The organism is Billgrantia bachuensis, assembly GCF_011742165.1.
In the GTDB taxonomy this organism is placed as follows: domain Bacteria; phylum Pseudomonadota; class Gammaproteobacteria; order Pseudomonadales; family Halomonadaceae; genus Halomonas; species Halomonas bachuensis.
The window spans coordinates 14,203-29,623 of record NZ_JAAQTO010000013.1; the positions used below are offsets into that span (position 1 = coordinate 14,203).

11 protein-coding genes and 1 pseudogene are annotated in these 15,421 nt (G+C 65.3%); 6 read left to right on the forward strand and 6 right to left on the reverse strand.

Annotation, left to right across the window (positions count from 1 at the left end; all coding sequences use genetic code 11):
* Nucleotides 1–63: 63 nt before the first annotated feature.
* Together HBJ55_RS04690 and HBJ55_RS04695 are read right to left on the reverse strand one after the other, a co-directional pair.
* The gene (locus HBJ55_RS04690; RefSeq protein WP_167112175.1) at nt 64–1,920 is read right to left on the reverse strand and encodes a DEAD/DEAH box helicase; all 1,857 of its coding nucleotides are present in this window, start codon (nt 1,918–1,920) and stop codon (nt 64–66) included.
* 84 nt (nt 1,921–2,004) lie between these two features.
* Nucleotides 2,005–2,808 (reverse strand): crotonase/enoyl-CoA hydratase family protein, encoded by an 804-nt coding sequence (locus HBJ55_RS04695; RefSeq protein ID WP_167111542.1) that lies wholly within the window; start codon nt 2,806–2,808, stop codon nt 2,005–2,007.
* A gap of 325 nt (nt 2,809–3,133) precedes the next feature.
* Between HBJ55_RS04695 and HBJ55_RS04700 the strand changes: the two genes are divergently transcribed.
* Complete coding sequence (locus tag HBJ55_RS04700) at nt 3,134–3,631, forward strand: hypothetical protein (RefSeq protein ID WP_167111545.1); 498 nt, start codon at nt 3,134–3,136, stop codon at nt 3,629–3,631.
* Nucleotides 3,632–3,757: 126 nt separating this feature from the next.
* Here the strand turns inward: HBJ55_RS04700 and HBJ55_RS04705 are convergent.
* The 3 genes and pseudogenes from HBJ55_RS04705 to purL all read right to left on the reverse strand — a co-directional run.
* Nucleotides 3,758–3,871, reverse strand: a pseudogene (locus HBJ55_RS04705) (phosphoribosylformylglycinamidine synthase subunit PurQ); the annotation flags it as partial.
* 14 nt (nt 3,872–3,885) lie between these two features.
* A complete protein-coding gene (locus HBJ55_RS04710) occupies nt 3,886–4,404 on the reverse strand; it encodes an AmiS/UreI family transporter (RefSeq protein ID WP_167111549.1) in 519 nt (172 codons plus the stop codon).
* A 172-nt stretch (nt 4,405–4,576) separates the two neighbouring features.
* Nucleotides 4,577–8,518, reverse strand: coding sequence for a phosphoribosylformylglycinamidine synthase (gene purL, locus HBJ55_RS04715; RefSeq protein WP_206022215.1), 3,942 nt, complete (start codon nt 8,516–8,518; stop codon nt 4,577–4,579).
* Between the two features lie 152 nt (nt 8,519–8,670).
* Between purL and mltF the strand changes: the two genes are divergently transcribed.
* From mltF to HBJ55_RS22360, 3 genes are read left to right on the forward strand one after another with little or no spacing between them, the layout of a single operon-like run.
* On the forward strand, nt 8,671–10,149 hold the full coding sequence (gene mltF / locus HBJ55_RS04720; protein WP_167111551.1) for a membrane-bound lytic murein transglycosylase MltF: 1,479 nt from the start codon (nt 8,671–8,673) through the stop codon (nt 10,147–10,149).
* A 12-nt stretch (nt 10,150–10,161) separates the two neighbouring features.
* A complete protein-coding gene (locus tag HBJ55_RS04725; protein WP_167111553.1) occupies nt 10,162–11,472 on the forward strand; it encodes a CHASE domain-containing protein in 1,311 nt (436 codons plus the stop codon).
* A complete protein-coding gene (locus HBJ55_RS22360; RefSeq protein ID WP_167111555.1) occupies nt 11,373–12,113 on the forward strand; it encodes a diguanylate cyclase domain-containing protein in 741 nt (246 codons plus the stop codon). Before HBJ55_RS04725 ends, HBJ55_RS22360 begins: the two co-directional genes overlap by 100 nt.
* Here the strand turns inward: HBJ55_RS22360 and tadA are convergent.
* Nucleotides 12,090–12,581, reverse strand: coding sequence for a tRNA adenosine(34) deaminase TadA (gene tadA, locus HBJ55_RS04735; RefSeq protein WP_206022217.1), 492 nt, complete (start codon nt 12,579–12,581; stop codon nt 12,090–12,092). The two genes, HBJ55_RS22360 and tadA, sit on opposite strands and share 24 nt — an antisense overlap.
* 61 nt (nt 12,582–12,642) lie before the next feature.
* Here tadA and HBJ55_RS04740 point away from each other — a divergent pair, with 61 nt between their 5' ends.
* Complete coding sequence (locus tag HBJ55_RS04740) at nt 12,643–13,464, forward strand: acyl-CoA thioesterase (protein ID WP_167111559.1); 822 nt, start codon at nt 12,643–12,645, stop codon at nt 13,462–13,464.
* A 138-nt stretch (nt 13,465–13,602) separates the two neighbouring features.
* Complete coding sequence (locus tag HBJ55_RS04745) at nt 13,603–15,363, forward strand: methyl-accepting chemotaxis protein (protein WP_167111561.1); 1,761 nt, start codon at nt 13,603–13,605, stop codon at nt 15,361–15,363.
* Nucleotides 15,364–15,421 lie beyond the last annotated feature (58 nt).

The following is a 15,421-nucleotide window of genomic DNA, read 5'->3' on the forward strand; positions in this document are numbered from 1 at the left end:
TGCGGTGCCCAACGGTCGAGCGGTCAAGCTGATCCGGCTCCCTGCGGCGAAGGGGGCGCCCCCTCATTCCACCGCTTCGGCCTTGCGGTAGCGCCCGGTGTAGTCGAACAGCTTCTCCCGTACTTGCCAGTGGCGACCCACCTTCCGCCCCACCACGAAGTCCGGGTGCCGCAGGCGCCGACGCTCGGCGACGACCGCCTCCGCGCTCATCGGCCGCCAGCGCGCTCCCGGCGCGCGCAGATGGTGGCGCAGGAATACGGCAGCAAAAGCAGCGCGCTGGGCTGCGGTCTCCAAGGCGAACCACTCGGCCAGCGTCTCCCCATCCTCGTCGTGGTAGGTGATCTTGAGACGCGGCAGGCCACGCCCGTTAACGGTGGCCTCGAGTTGCATTCCTGCCACCCGCAGCACCTTCGCATCCCTGAGGCGCAGCGCCTCCTTGAGCTTGTCGTCGGCGTCGACCAGCAGGGTCTCGCAGCCGTGGCAGCGCCGCGCGGCGATGTCGTTCTCGGCGCCGCACTCGCCGCAGGTCTTGAAGCGATAGCGAAACTCACACTGTCTACGAGCGCTCGACGCCGCACCTCGCTCTTTATAGGCGCCCGACGCCGCGCCTCGTTGGCCACTGCCCTCCCCGCAGGAAGGGTCAGGATCGTTGATGAGCCCTTGGCAGCGCCTGCCGAAGTGTTCGATGACGATGTCGCCGTCGCGCCGCCCCCAGAACAGGTTGGCATGACCGCAAACGGGGCATTCGACCTGCACCGGCTCGGTGTCCGAGGCCGGCCTGGGGCTGCCCACCTCCGGCGCGTAGAGATCCCAGGGGTTGCCGGCGTAATCGAGAATTAGGCAGTCGGTCTTGCCCGGTGCGAGTCGCAGGCCGCGTCCCACGATCTGCTGGTAGAGGCTCACCGACTCGGTGGGCCGAAGGATCGCGATCAGGTCGACGTGGGGCGCGTCGAAGCCAGTGGTCAGCACCGCTACGTTGACCAGATACTTTAGTTCTTGCGCCTGGAAGGCGGCGATGATTCGCTCGCGCTCGCGCGATGGCGTCTCCCCAGTGATCAGGGCCGCCTCGGCGGGCGGCAGGTAGCCGAGAACCTCCTCAGCGTGGGCTACGCTGGCAGCGAAGATCATCACCCCACGACGGTGCGCGGCGCGCGTGATCACTTCGGCGATGATCCCCGGCGTGGCGCGGCTGCCCGCCACTACCCGGTTGAGTTCTTCTTCCCGGAACAAGCCATTTGCCCCCGGCGCCAGCGCCGAGAAATCGTAGCGCTCGACCGCTGCGTCGATACGGGTCGGCGGCGCGAGATAGCCCTGCTTGACCATCAGTCTCAACGGCTGCTCGAAGACACAGTCGCGAAAGAAGCAATCCTCGTCGCCACGTACCATGCCGTGATGATGGCGGTGATAGATGAAACCTTGCCCCAGGCGATAGGGCGTGGCGGTCAGCCCCAGCACCTTGAGCCGCGGATTGGCCTGGCGCAGGCACTCGATCACGCGGCGGTAACTGGCGTCCTTGTCCGGCGAGACCCGGTGGCATTCGTCGATCACCAGCAGGGTGAAATTGGCCTGCCCCTGAGCAGCGGAGTCGAAGCGCTCCAGGTTGCGCACCACCGACTGCACCGAGCCGAACACCACCTGGCGCGCGCTCTCCTTGCGCCCCAGGCCGGCACTGAAGATATCCGCCTCGAGGCCATAGGCCAGGTATTTGGCGTGGTTCTGTTCCACCAGTTCGCGCACATGGGCGAGCACCAGCACCCGTCCGCGGGCGAGGCGCGCCAGCTCGGCAATCACCAGCGACTTGCCGCTGCCGGTGGGCAGCACCACTACCGCCGGCTCGTCACTGGCGCGAAAATGCGCCACCACGCGGCGCACGGCCTCCTGCTGGTAGGGGCGCAGCGAAGGACAGCGAGAAGTGGGCATGACGGCTACGGCGGTGGAACTCATGGGAGGCCAGTCGGGGCGATCGAGGCTCACATGTTAACCGTCCTCGGATTTTTCGTCAGGTCAATATGGACCGGCAAAGCGCGGCTTGCGCCCTGCCATTCTGGCCGCCACGGCTTCCAACTGCTCCTCGCCGCCGAGCAGGCCCCGCTGCAGGCTCGCCTCCTGCGCCAGGCACTCGCGCTCCGACATGCCCGGGGTGCGGGCAAGGAGTTCACGGGCCGCGGCCACAGCCTTGGGCGAGCGAGCGGCCACCGCGGTGGCAATGTCGCGAGCGGTACCTTGCGGGTCGTCGGCCAGTCGAGTGGCAAGGCCCAACGCTACGGCTTCCTGCCCGTTCACCTTGCGACCCGTCCAGGCCAGCTCGCGCAGCACGTCGCGGCGAATATTCTCTCCGGTCACGCTGATGGCCATATCGGGAATGATCCCCCAGACGATCTCCAGCAGCGCCAGCCGAGCCTCGCGGTGCACCACGCGAATATCGGCGCCCAGCGCGATCTGCAAGCCGCCGCCATAGACATGTCCATGCAGGGCGGCAATCACCGGCACGCCGGCGTCGCGCCAGCCCAGCGCCAGACGCTGCACCGGGTTGATGCCTTGCTCGTCGGCGGCCAGCAACGAAGGCAACCGCTCGGGACAGGACATGATCGCCGCCATGTCGAGGCCAGCGCAGAAGCTCTCGCCCTCCCCCTTGAGTACCACGGCGCGCAAACCGTCGAGTTCGCGCAGGCGCTGCTGCGCTGCCAGCAGGGCGTCGATCATTTCCCAGTCGAGGCCGTTGTGCTCGCGGGGCCTCGCCAGGGCGACCTCGGCCACATGGTCCTGAAACGTAAGTGTCACCCGTTCATGAAAAACTTGCTGTGTCATGCCTGGCTGCCTCATGTCATTCGTCAAGGCAGTCTGGCGCGACGGCTACAGTTGTCAAACCTTCGTTTCATTTTGCTTCGATGGATTTTTTCGCAATTCGTCTATAGTGAGAGTTCAGTGCTGTGTCGGACGAAGCCACCAAAGGGCAATGGGGAAGTAGCGTGGCTTTCGTCATACCCGTGGATGGAATCACTGGTTCATCGGACCTAAACGTCGCGAAACTTGATGAAGGTCATGCAAATCGGAGGCATTCTCTGAGCATCATTGAGGCCGCTAACATGCGGGGAAGCGGCTGATGCTCGGCCTTCGTAAAGAGGACACCGCCATGCCAGAAAAACCAACAAGGATCACCAGGCTGGCCCTGGTGCTGGATGAGCTTCTGACACTCGCCGAGGCGCACGAACGCAACGAGGTCATGCGCTATCGACGACTCGCTTTCAGCTTCCTGCCCTTCGATACCGCCGTAAGCCGCCTGATGGCTTCACTTGGAATCCAATGCGAAATGCGCGTCGAGGAGCTACGCCGCCTCTCGCGCCAGCTGGGCCTTCCGGAGTCTTCCGGCGTCCAGGCACAGCCAAGCGCTGCCTTGGCAGCGCCTTTCTTCGTCAGTACCCAGGCAGTGGCATACGAGGTCTTGACCCAGGCGGTGACCGACGCCGGATACTCGCTGCACTTCCACGAGCATCTGCGCGAAGCCAGCACCGTACCCGCGCTCTATCCCGCTCTGACGGCAGTCATCAAGCAGAAGCGTGCGGAACATACCGTGTTGGAGGGTTTCCTCGCTTCTCGAAGTGAATCGACGCAGATGGAACAGCGCGCCTGAAAGCGATGCCTTAGCCGGGCAGCGCAGCCAGCCATAAAACGGCAGGGATGAGCCAGGACAGCTGTAAACGAAGAGGCGGCCAGCAGGCCGCCTCTTTTACTACATGTCTTTCATGCTGATCGCGAATCAGCCAAGCCACACACGGGCATTGCGGAACAGCCGCATCCAGGCGCCGTCACGGGTCCACTCCGCGGTACGCCAGGAATTGCTCACGGCACGCATCAGACGCTCCGGGTGCGGCTCATCATGTCATGTCAGGCCAGCAACAGGCCCTGAAGCAGCAGATAACCGGGCAGCCAGGCGGTCACCAAGCCCTGTGCCAGGGCGGTGCGCGCCACCAACGGCTGCAACTGAGGGCGATGGCAGAGCATCAGGTAGAAGCCGAACCAGAGCACCGTCCAGGCCAGCCAGTTGAATCCCGACCACCAGCCCCAGAGCCCCTCGGCCACCACCAGTTGCAGCAGTCCGGTAGGCAGCGCGGTGAGCGCCACGAAGAGGCAGAAGTAGCCCAAACCGTGACCGGAGCTACCGTTGCGGCGATTGATGGCCACCCACAGGTAGGTAAAAGCAAATAGCAGGGTCATGGCCGCGGCACGCACGCTGACCGCATCGGCCCCCGGGCCGAAAGCGGCATAGGCCGCCACCGCCAGGCTGACGCCCCCGGCGAAGAAATTGATCACCTGGATCTCGCGATCCTCGATGCGTCCCAGCATCCACAGACCGTTGAGCACCAGTACCGCGCCCACGTAGAGCAGACTCAGCCCCTCATGCACCTTTACATTCTCCCGGCTCGGGGCGCCAACCCCATGCCGGTGCCCCTGTCAGGCGCTCTTATAGCCGCAAGCGGCGACCTCGGCAACAGATTTGTGGAAATAAATTCCATCTCTTGTCGAGCCACAAAAAGGCGGCCCGAAGGCCGCCTTGTCTGGACACGCAGGAAGGCGCTTAGCCCACCCATACGCGGGCATTGCGAAACAGCCGCATCCAGGCGCCGTCGCGGGTCCACTCTGCGGGACGCCAGGAGTTGCTCACGGTCCGCACCACCCGCTCCGGGTGAGGCATCATGATGGTGACGCGCCCATCCGGCGTAGTCAGGCCGGTGATGCCGGAGGGCGAGCCGTTGGGATTGGACGGATAGTGAGTGGTCACCTGGCCGTAGTTGTCGACGTAGCGCAAGGCGACCTGTGCGCTGCCCTGCATGCTGCGCAGGTGGGCGCTGTCGCGGAACTCGGCACGTCCCTCGCCGTGAGCCACGGCGATCGGTAGCCGCGACCCCTCCATGCCGGCCAGCAGGATCGAAGGATTCTGCTCCACCTGTACCATGGCCACCCGCGCCTCGAACTGCTCGGACTCGTTGCGCACGAAGCGCGGCCAGTTCTCGGCACCGGGGATCAGTTCCTTGAGCTGGGCGAACATCTGGCAGCCGTTGCACACCCCGAGACCGAAGCTGTCGTCGCGCTCGAAAAAGGCTGCGAACTGCTCCTGCGCACGCGGGTTGAACAGCACCGACTTGGCCCAGCCGCCACCGGCGCCGAGCACGTCGCCGTAGGAGAAGCCGCCGCAGGCGACCAAACCTTTGAACTCCTCGAGGGAAACGCGCCCCTCGAGGATGTCGCTCATGTGCACGTCCACCGACTCGAAGCCGGCACGGTCGAAGGCCCAGGCCATTTCCACATGACCGTTGACGCCCTGCTCGCGCAGGATGGCCACAGCCGGACGCAACGTATTGACGAACGGCGCGGCGACATCCTCGTCGACATCGAAGGTGGCAGTGGCCGAGAGGCCCGGATCGCGGCCGTCGAGCAGGCCGTCGAACTCGCTCTTGGCGCAGTCGGGATTGTCGCGCAGCGCCTGCATGCGGTAGCTGGTCTCGGCCCAGGTGCGCTGGGTCAGCAGCCGGGTGGTCTCCAGCAGCGGTTCCTCGAACAGGGTTACGCGCACCTGGTCGTCATAGCGCGGCCGGGCGATGACGCCGCAGGTCTCGATGCCGGCCGCGGCAAACTGGGCCAGCACCTCTTCGGTATGCTGACGATTGACCTGGATCACCGCACCGAGCTCCTCGGCGAACAGTGCATCGACCGCCTGGGTCGGCTCGTCGATCAGCCAGTCGAGCTTGATCTCGAGGCCGGCGCGAGCGGCGAAGGCCATCTCCAGCAGGGTCACCAGCAGGCCACCGTCGCTGCGGTCGTGATAGGCCAGCAGTTTGTCGTCGCGGTTGAGCCCCTGGATCACGGCGAAGAACGCCTTGAGATCCTCCGGGTCGTCGAGATCGGGACACTCGTTGCCGACCTGGCCGTAGACCTGCGCCAGTGCCGAGCCGCCCAGACGGTTCCGGCCACCGCCCAGGTCGATCAGGATCAGGTCGCTCTCGTCCTGGTCGAGGTTGATCTGCGGCGTCAGGGTCTTCAGCGCATCGGTGACCGGAGCGAAACCGGTGACCGCCAGCGTCAGCGGCGCGATGACGCTCTTCTCCTCGGCCTCGTCGTCGCTCCGCCAGGCGGTACGCATGGACATCGAGTCCTTGCCCACCGGGATGGCGATACCGAGCTGCGGGCAGAGCTCCATGCCCACCGCGTGGACTGCGTCGAACAGCGCTTGATTCTCGCCGACGTGGTCGGCGGCACTCATCCAGTTGGCGGAGAGCTTGATGTCGCCGAGCTTCTCGATGGGCGCTGCCGCCAGGTTGGTGATGGTCTCGGCCACTGCCAGCCGGGCGCTCGCGGCCGGGTCGATCAAAGCCACCGGTGGGCGCTCGCCCATGGCCATGGCCTCACCGGCATGGGTATCGAAGCTCGCGGTGGTGACGGCGACGTCGGCCACCGGCACCTGCCACGGGCCGACCATCTGGTCGCGGGCCACCATGCCGGTAATCGAGCGGTCGCCGATGGTGATCAGGAAACTCTTTGAGGCCACCGTGGGCAGGCGCAGCACACGCTCCATGGCCTCGCGCAGATCGAGGTTGTCGAGCATCACCCCGGGCAGCTCGAGCGCCTCGCGCTGGAATTCACGCTGCATCTTCGGCGGCTTGCCGAACAGCACGCTCATCGGCAGGTCGACCGGTTTCGTCGCGAAGTGACCGTCGCGCACCTCCAGGTGATGCGCCTCGGTGGCCTCGCCGACCACGGCGTAGGGGCAGCGCTCGCGGGCGCACAGCGCATCGAAGGTGTCGAGGTCCTCCGGTGCCACGGCCAGCACGTAGCGCTCCTGGGCCTCGTTGCACCAGATCTCCAGTGGGCTCATGCCGGGCTCGGCGTTGGGTATCGCGCGCAGCTCGAAGCGGCCGCCGCGCTCCCCGTCCTTGACCAGCTCAGGCAGGGCGTTGGAGAGCCCGCCGGCACCGACGTCATGGAAGAAGCGGATGGGATTGGCCTCACCCAGCGCCCAGCAGCGGTCGATCACTTCCTGGGCTCGGCGTTCCATCTCGGGGTTCTCGCGCTGCACCGAGGCGAAATCGAGGTCGGCGCTGGAGGCACCGGAGGCCATCGAAGAGGCCGCCCCGCCGCCCAGGCCGATCAGCATGGCCGGCCCGCCCATCACGATCAGCTTGCCGCCGACGGGGATTTCGCCCTTCTGCACGTGGCCTTCGCGAATGTTGCCGTAGCCGCCGGCGATCATGATCGGCTTGTGGTAGCCGCGCCGCTCGATGCCGCCGGCACCCAGGGTGTCCTGCTCGTAGGTACGGAAATAGCCGGTGAGATTGGGGCGCCCGAACTCGTTGTTGAACGACGCCCCGCCGATGGGCCCTTCGAGCATGATCGCAAGCGCCGACTGCATGCGCTCGGGCTTGCCGTAGTCGAACGCCTCCCAGGGCTGGACGAATTCGGGGATGCGCAGATTGGAGACGGTGAAGCCGGTGAGGCCGGCCTTGGGCTTGCCGCCGATGCCGGTGGCCCCTTCGTCACGAATCTCGCCGCCAGCGCCGGTGGCCGCCCCCGGATAGGGCGCGATTGCCGTGGGGTGGTTGTGGGTCTCCACCTTCATCAGGATATGGATCGGCTCGCGCTGCGCAGCGTACACGGCACGCTCGGCGACCTTGCCGGTCAGCGGCGCGGCGAAGAAGCGCGGAGCCGTGACTCCCTCGATCACCGCGGCGTTATCGCTATAGGCGGAGAGAACGTTGTCGGGCGAGGCCTGGTAGGTATTCTTGATCATCTTGAACAGCGAATGGCTCTGCGCCTCGCCGTCGATCACCCAGTCGGCGTTGAAGATCTTGTGCCGGCAGTGCTCGGAGTTGGCCTGGGCGAACATCATCAGCTCGACGTCCGAGGGGTTGCGCTCCAGGTCGCGGAAGGCATCGACCAGATAGTCGATCTCATCCTCGGCCAGCGCCAGGCCCAAGGAGAGGTTGGCTTCCTCGAGTGCCGCCCGCCCCCCTTCGAGGATATTCACCTGCCCCAGCGGCGCCGGTTCGTGATGAGCGAACAGCCGGGCGGCATCGGAGGCGTCGGTCAGCACGCTCTCGGTCATGCGGTCATGGAGGGTCTCGCGAATCGCCATGAAGGCGGCCTCGGACATCGGCGCCTTGAGTACCACGCGGTAGGCGATGCCACGCTCGATCCGACGCACCCTGCCCAGGCCGCAGTTGCGGGCGATGTCGGTGGCCTTGGACGACCATGGCGACTGGGTACCGATGCGCGGCACCACGAGGAACAGTTGGCCTTCGCTATCGAACGCGCTCTGGGAGTCGTCGCTCGCGCTTCTGATACCATAATCGAGCAACTGACCGAGAAGGTTGCGTTCCTCGTCGGAGAATTCACCGGCGTGATCCACGAAATGCACGTAGGCGGCGTGCAGGGACTCGACCTCGGGAACCCGTGCGCGCAGGGCAGCCAGCAGCTTGTCATGACGGAAAGCGGAAAGGGCAGGCGCGCCTCGAAGTTCGAGCATGTCTTGAAGCCTCTGAAGCAAGCGGAGGAAGGCCGCACGGCGGCGCAGAAAGGCGACATGATACTGGAAAGCGATGGGTAGACGAAATGCAGCAGATGACAGTCGTGCCTCGTGCCGTTATCGTGAAGCTCTCATCGCCGATCGTCGCCTGAATGCCCCAGTTTGATAGTCGTGTCCCGCTGAGCCGCCTGCGCCTGGCCGCCCTGTTGCTGCTGGGAGTCATCCTGTGCCTGGCGCCCTACCGTCATTTCGAGCCCCCCAGCGGCTTGCTGGAAGCGGTTCGTCAACGCGATTTCATCAGCATACACACGCGCAACACGCCGACCACCTACTACGAGGGGCGCCACGGCCCGACGGGGTTCGAATATGAGCTGATGCGCCACTTCGCCGACTTTCTCGGCGTCAGCTTGACCCTGGATGCCCGCCATCACATTCAGAGCGCGTTGGATGCGGTGCGCCAGGAAGGCGATCTGGCCGCGGCCGCCCTGCCGCTTGACCTGACCCAGCCAGACCTCATCTATAGTCGCCCGATCCTCGATCTGCAACCGCTGCTGGTCTATCGCCGCGGCCTGCCGCCGGTCGATTCCACGGAAGACCTCGCCGGTCTCACCATCGGTACCATTCGCGGCTCGGGTACCGATCGTGTACTGCGCGAACTGCAGGCCGAGCATCCGGAGCTCGGCTGGCGCGAATCATCCGACCTGGAGGTCGCCGAACTGCTTAGCCGGGTCGAGAGCGGCAGCCTGGATGCTGCCGTGGTCTTCGAGCATCAGTTTCGCATCAATCGGATCTTCTTTTCCGGCGTCGAGCGCGGCTTCCCACTGGGCAAGCCACTCTCGATGGCCTGGGCCTTTCCGGCCAAGGGTGGCTTGGGGTTGCAGCAGGAAGCCAACCGTTTCCTCGCCGGCCTGCAACGGCAAGGGCTGCTCGACGAACTGATCGCCCGCCACTTCGGCCATGACGACTATCTCGAATACGTTGGCGCGCGCACCTTCATCGCCCACCTCAACGAGCGCCTGCCCGACTACGCCGAACTGTTTCGCGAGGCGGCGCGCAATACCGGTTTCGACTGGAAGCTGCTGGCGGCACTGGGCTATCAGGAGTCGCACTGGGACCCAGAAGCCACCTCACCCACCGGCGTACGCGGGCTGATGATGCTGACGCAGCCCACCGCCAGCGAGATGGGCGTGAGCGACCGCCTCGACCCGGCCCAGAGCGTGGATGGCGGCGCGCGCTACCTGCGCCAGATCAAGGAGCGTCTGCCAGAATCGATCCAGGGCGAGGACCGCCTCTACATGGCCATGGCTGCCTACAACGTGGGGCTCGGTCACCTGTACGATGCGCGTACGATCGCCGGGGAGCTCGGCGGCAATCCCGACAGCTGGAAGGACGTACGCGAGGCGCTGCCGCTGCTGCAGCAACATGAATGGCATAGCAAGACTCGCCATGGCTACGCCCGTGGCGGCGAGCCGGTCATCTACGTGCGCAACATACGGCGCTACCATGAGATCCTGACCTACGTCGACCGCAGCCAACAGCAGTACCTGCAATTGAACAACCTGCCGAACGGCGAGGGTGATGGCGATAGCGATGGCGCCCCACTGTTCGACATCATCTCTCCCCTTCTCTAGAAGAGCGTGATCATGCATCGCCATGCCACCTTCTTCACCTACCTGGCCATCGTCCCGCTCGTCATTGGTGTCGCATTCCTGGGTGAAGGTAGTCCGTTGCATGAATTCGTCGCGCTCGGGCTAACGGGCATGCTCGTCCTGGCTAAATTGATGCTGCTGCGGGGCTGGCATGCGCCGGCCAAGCTTCTTGTCGGGCTCACCCTGTTGCCGCTGGCCCTGACGCTGGCCAGCTACGCACTGCCGGAGTACTGGATACCGCTGTCGCACTGGGACGCCATGAGTCACGGCCTGGCCAACGGGGTGACGCTGGAAGCCTGGCGTCCGGCGCTGCTGACGACCCTCAGCCTGATCCTGCTTGCCACGCTGATCGCCACGCATAGCCGATCCGCACTGGGCGGTCCTCTGCTGCTGCTCATGGCCGCGCTGCTGCTGGGCGTTCAGGGACTGCATGTCAGAGCGGATTCCGACCCTCAGCTGCTGCGGACAGCGGCCGGCCCTTGGTCCATGCTGGCCATGACAGCACTGCTGGCCGGCCTGGGCGTGGCCGCCCTGCCGGGCTGGCGGACCCACGCCGCCGCCCTCAGGCGCGCTCTGGCCCCATCCCTGGTCCTCGTCATGGCCGCACTGCTGCTATGGCACCATCAGAAAACCGTCACTGAGCGTGAACTGCATGCCACCGTCGAGACGCAAGCCCGGCAGCTTGGCGAGCACCTGACGCGTGAAATCCAGGACCACCTAGCCGCCGTAGAGCGCTTCGCCAACGTCTGGACCCTGTTCGATACACCACCCAACCAGGCCGAGTGGGCCGGACAGGCGGCACTCTACCATCGCGACTTCCGCTATCTGCTCAATATCGCCTTCGTCGATCCTGACAGCCGCATCACACAGATCTACCCGTTCAACGACATCAATCGGCGGGCCTTGGGCGTGCGTTTGTTCGATGCACAGCCTGCCGGGCGCGAAGCGGTCAGTCGCGCGCTCTTCGAGCAGCGCATCGGGCACACGGACGTCATCATGCTGCTGCAGGGCGTTCCCGGCATCATTCACTATCTGCCGATTCCGCTGAGCGAGCGGCACACCCTGGGCGCCGTGGCCATGGTCATCAGCCTGCCGATGCTGGCAGAAACCTTGTTCGGCGAAGTCGACAGGGAGCACGCCAGGTCCTGGCCAGCCAGGTCCCCGAAATCCGCCTCGGCCCCTGGCAGCACGAAGTGCAGCTCGACGTGGGCGACGTACCGCTGGGCCTGGTCGTTCAGCCCACGCACTCCCGCCTGCTGCAGCATCTGCCTCGGCATCCGATCGTCAGCCTCGTCACCGGCCTGACCCTGGCCTATCTGCTTTATCTGGTACTGCATGGCTATACCCGCCTGGCGCACCAGCATCGCCGGGTGCATGCCACCAATACTGAACTTCGCCGCGAGATTCGCACCCGCAGCCAGTTGCAGGAGGAGGTCGAGTGGCTGGCCCGCCACGATGAACTGACCCAGTTGCCCAACCGTCGCCTTTTCATGGAAACGCTGGAAGCCAACGCCACGCAACGGCCGTTGAGCGTCTTGATCTGCGATGTCGATCACTTCAAGCGTGTCAACGACCATCAGGGCCACCTGATCGGCGACCGCTACCTGGATCAGTTGGGCCGGACAGGACGCCGAATCATCGAACCGCACGATGGGTTGTTCGCCCGCTATGGCGGGGAGGAATTCGTTGCCTGCCTGCCGCAGGCCGACGCCGAACAGGCACGTGAGATTGCCGAAACGCTGCGCCAAGGGCTACAGGATGCCGAGCTACGACATCACGATGGCCGGATCCTGACGGCCAGTATCGGCGTCGTCACCTTGGTCGACGGCCCGCTTGATGTCGCCGTCCTCATGCAGGCCGCCGACGATGCGCTCTACCGCGCCAAGGCCGAGGGGCGCAACCGGGTCAGGGCCGCCCCACCGTTAACTGCCATGGAAAACGTCTGACGAGGCTGCCCCGTTCTCACGCCTGGTTTCGAAGAAGGCCTTGAGCAACTTCGCCGAACGCGCGGCGAGCACCCCACCCTCCACCGTGACCCGATGGTTGTACCAGGGCTGGGCGAACAGGTTGGCCTTCGATTCCACCATGCCGGTACGCGGCTCGGCAGCGCCGTAGACCAGCCGGTCGATACGGGCATGGATGATCGCTCCGGTACACATCAGGCAGGGCTCCAGGGTGACGTAGAGAGTACAGCCATCGAGGCGGTAGTTGCCCAGGTGCGCGGCGGCGGCACGCAGTGCGCGAATCTCGGCGTGGGCACTGGGGTCGTGGCCCGAAATGGGAGCGTTGTAGCCGGCACCGACGATCTCACCGGCGGCATCCACCACCACCGCCCCCACCGGCACCTCACCGGCGGCCAGCCCTTCGCGGGCCTGGTCCAGCGCCCGGTGCATGTAGAATTCGTCACTGCGCATCGGCGTGGACTCCGTTATGCTGTTGCCTGAAACAACCGTATGATATGCCAGAGGAAGCCCCATGCCCGATGCCCTGAATGCGCTCGTCGACCTGCTCGGCCTGGAAGAGATCGAAGAGAACCTGTTCCGCGGCCGTAGCCAGGATCTTGGCCTGCCGCAGCTGTTCGGTGGCCAGGTGCTCGGCCAGGCACTCTCGGCCGCCTCTCACACGGTGGATGCCAGCCGTCAGGCGCATTCACTGCACGGTTATTTCCTGCGCCCCGGGGACCCGCATCGTCCGGTAGTCTATCAGGTCGACGCCGTGCGCGATGGCGGCAGCTTCACCACTCGGCGCGTCACCGCCATCCAGAAGGGGCGTCCCATCTTCTTCTGCAGCGCCTCCTTCCATGGCCGCGAAGAGGGCATGAATCACCAGGTAGCCATGCCCGAGGTTACCCTTCCCGAAGCGCTGACCCAGGACCCGAGCGCCCGCCTGGAGCGCTTTCCCGGTCATCCGATCGAATTCCTGCATCTGGGCGACGAAGCCGAGCCGGGCCAGCCTTCGCGCAAGCGGCTATGGTTTCGCCTCACCGGCGAGCTGCCCGACGATCCGGCGCTGCACCGCTACTTACTGGCCTACAGCTCCGACTTCAACCTGCTGACCACGGCCTTGGTGCCACACGGCATTACCTTCCGCGACCCCAAGCTGCAGATCGCTAGTCTCGATCACGCGCTGTGGTTCCATCACGACGTCAAGGTCAACGACTGGCTGCTCTACGAGATGGACAGCCCCTGGGCCGGTGGTGCTCGTGGCTTCGCTCGCGGCAGCATCTTCGACCGCAGCGGCCGGCTGGTCGCCTCTACCGCTCAGGAGGGTCTGACTCGCCTGCGCGATACCCCCTGATGCCATTCCTATGAGGCCACTGTCGGACTAATGTCGTAGCCGCGGAAAGGGAGGAAGACCTAAAGAATCGCTGTGATCGGCCGATGTAAGTAAGTACTTACGATCGTATCAGTACACTTCCATCTCCGAGGTTTCGCAATGCAAGCATCCGCTCCCAAGGCCTCATTATTCGCACTGAGTCTTCAGGCTCGCCTTCTGCTCCTGGTCCTGTTGCCCCTGCTGCTGACCACTCTCAGCCTGGTGGTCATCGATGGCTATACTCGCGCCCAGGACAGCCGAATCAACCTGGAACATCAGCGTGAACTGCTCATCGACACGCGCAAGGCCGGGGTTCGCGACGTCGTCGAGAGTGCCCACACCGCCATCGAGCCCATCCTGCAAGCCTCCAGCCTCAGCGACGCCGAGAAGCGCGAGCGCGCCGCCGAGATCCTGCGCGCCATCAAGTTCGAAGGCGGCAACTACGTCTTCGCCTACCAGTACGACGGGCTCAACGTGGTGACCGCGCCGATGCCCGAGCGCGAAGGCACTAATATGTGGGACCTGCAGGCCCCGGATGGCTCCTACATCCTCCGCGACCTGATCGCCGCAGCGCAGCGGGGAGGCGACTTCTATGAGTACCCGTGGGAGCACCCGAGTTCCGGCACTATCGAGCCCAAGTATTCCTATGCGGCCAATGTGCCCGAGCTGGGCTGGATGATCGGCGCCGGCGTCTACGCTACCGAGATCGACGCCGCTATGGTCAGTGCCAAGGCCCAGGCGGCCGCCGAACTGCGTCACTCTATCCTGTTCTCGTCGTTGCTGGGCCTGGGGCTGTTCGTCGGCGTAGCGGTCGTATCGATCTGGCTGGTACGCCGCACCGTGGCTCCGATACGCCGCACCGCCGAAGCCATGCGCGACATCGCCAAGGGGCAAGGCGACCTGACCCGCCGGTTGAAAGTGGAGAGCCGCGACGAGATCGGCGAACTGGCGAGCCAGTTCAACGCCTTCGTCTCGCGCATGCAGGATACCCTGCGTGACGTGCGCCGCAGCACCGCGAGCGTGAACCAGGCCGCCGAGGAGATCGCCCAAGGCAGTGACGAACTCGCCACCCGCACCGAGCAGGCCGCCGCCAACCTGCAGGAGACCTCCGCCTCGATGGAGGAGATCACCGCCACGGTGAACCACAGCACCGAATCGGCCGAACAGGCCAATCAGCTGGTGGTGGCCACGTCCCAGGTCGCCCGCGATGGGGAGAGCGCCATGCAGCGGGTCGAGCGCACCATGGCCGATATCGACGCCTCGTCGAGCCGTATCGCCGAGATCGTCGGCCTGATTGACGGCATCGCCTTTCAGACGAATATCCTGGCGCTCAACGCCTCGGTGGAGGCGGCCCGTGCCGGCGAGCATGGCCGCGGCTTCGCCGTGGTGGCCCAGGAAGTGCGCACCCTGGCCAGCCGTTCCGGCGAGGCGGCCAAGGAGATCCGTGCCCTGATCAATACCTCCGTCGCCCATGCCCGCGACGGCAGCGAAATCGTCCAGCGCGCCGGTGCCACCATGCAGGAGATCGTCAATAGCGTGGCGCGGGTCAGCGACGTGATCGCCGAGATCAGTGCCGGGGCGCGGGAACAGAACGCCGGCATCGGCCAGATCAATACCGCCGTGGCCGAGATGGACACCATGACCCAGCAGAACGCCGCCATGGTACAGCAGACGTCTACCGCCGCCGCCGAAATGCGCCGCCACGCGCAGCACCTCGGCGACCTGATCGGAACCTTCGTCCTGGGAGAGGAAGGATCCACACAGCCGAAGGCGCAGCAACGGACCGTTCCTGCGGCTCGGCCCGCCGCGCTTCCGCGCCCCGCCGCGGACCCCAAGCCGCGCAAGGTGCATACTGCCGAGGAGGAGTGGGAAACCTTCTGACGAAGACGAACGGCCAGCCAGGAGGGCTGGCCATCTTGCCCTGTCGCCTCGTGTCTTC

Coding starts and splice junctions, on each gene's coding strand:
- HBJ55_RS04690 (WP_167112175.1), bottom strand. CDS start 1,920: ATGCCCACTTCTCGCTGTCCTTCGCTGCGCCCCTACCAGCAGGAGGCC.
- HBJ55_RS04695 (WP_167111542.1), bottom strand. CDS start 2,808: ATGACACAGCAAGTTTTTCATGAACGGGTGACACTTACGTTTCAGGAC.
- HBJ55_RS04700 (WP_167111545.1), top strand. CDS start 3,134: ATGCCAGAAAAACCAACAAGGATCACCAGGCTGGCCCTGGTGCTGGAT.
- purL (WP_206022215.1), bottom strand. CDS start 8,518: ATGCTCGAACTTCGAGGCGCGCCTGCCCTTTCCGCTTTCCGTCATGAC.
- mltF (WP_167111551.1), top strand. CDS start 8,671: ATGCCCCAGTTTGATAGTCGTGTCCCGCTGAGCCGCCTGCGCCTGGCC.
- HBJ55_RS04725 (WP_167111553.1), top strand. CDS start 10,162: ATGCATCGCCATGCCACCTTCTTCACCTACCTGGCCATCGTCCCGCTC.
- tadA (WP_206022217.1), bottom strand. CDS start 12,581: ATGCGCAGTGACGAATTCTACATGCACCGGGCGCTGGACCAGGCCCGC.
- HBJ55_RS04740 (WP_167111559.1), top strand. CDS start 12,643: ATGCCCGATGCCCTGAATGCGCTCGTCGACCTGCTCGGCCTGGAAGAG.
- HBJ55_RS04745 (WP_167111561.1), top strand. CDS start 13,603: ATGCAAGCATCCGCTCCCAAGGCCTCATTATTCGCACTGAGTCTTCAG.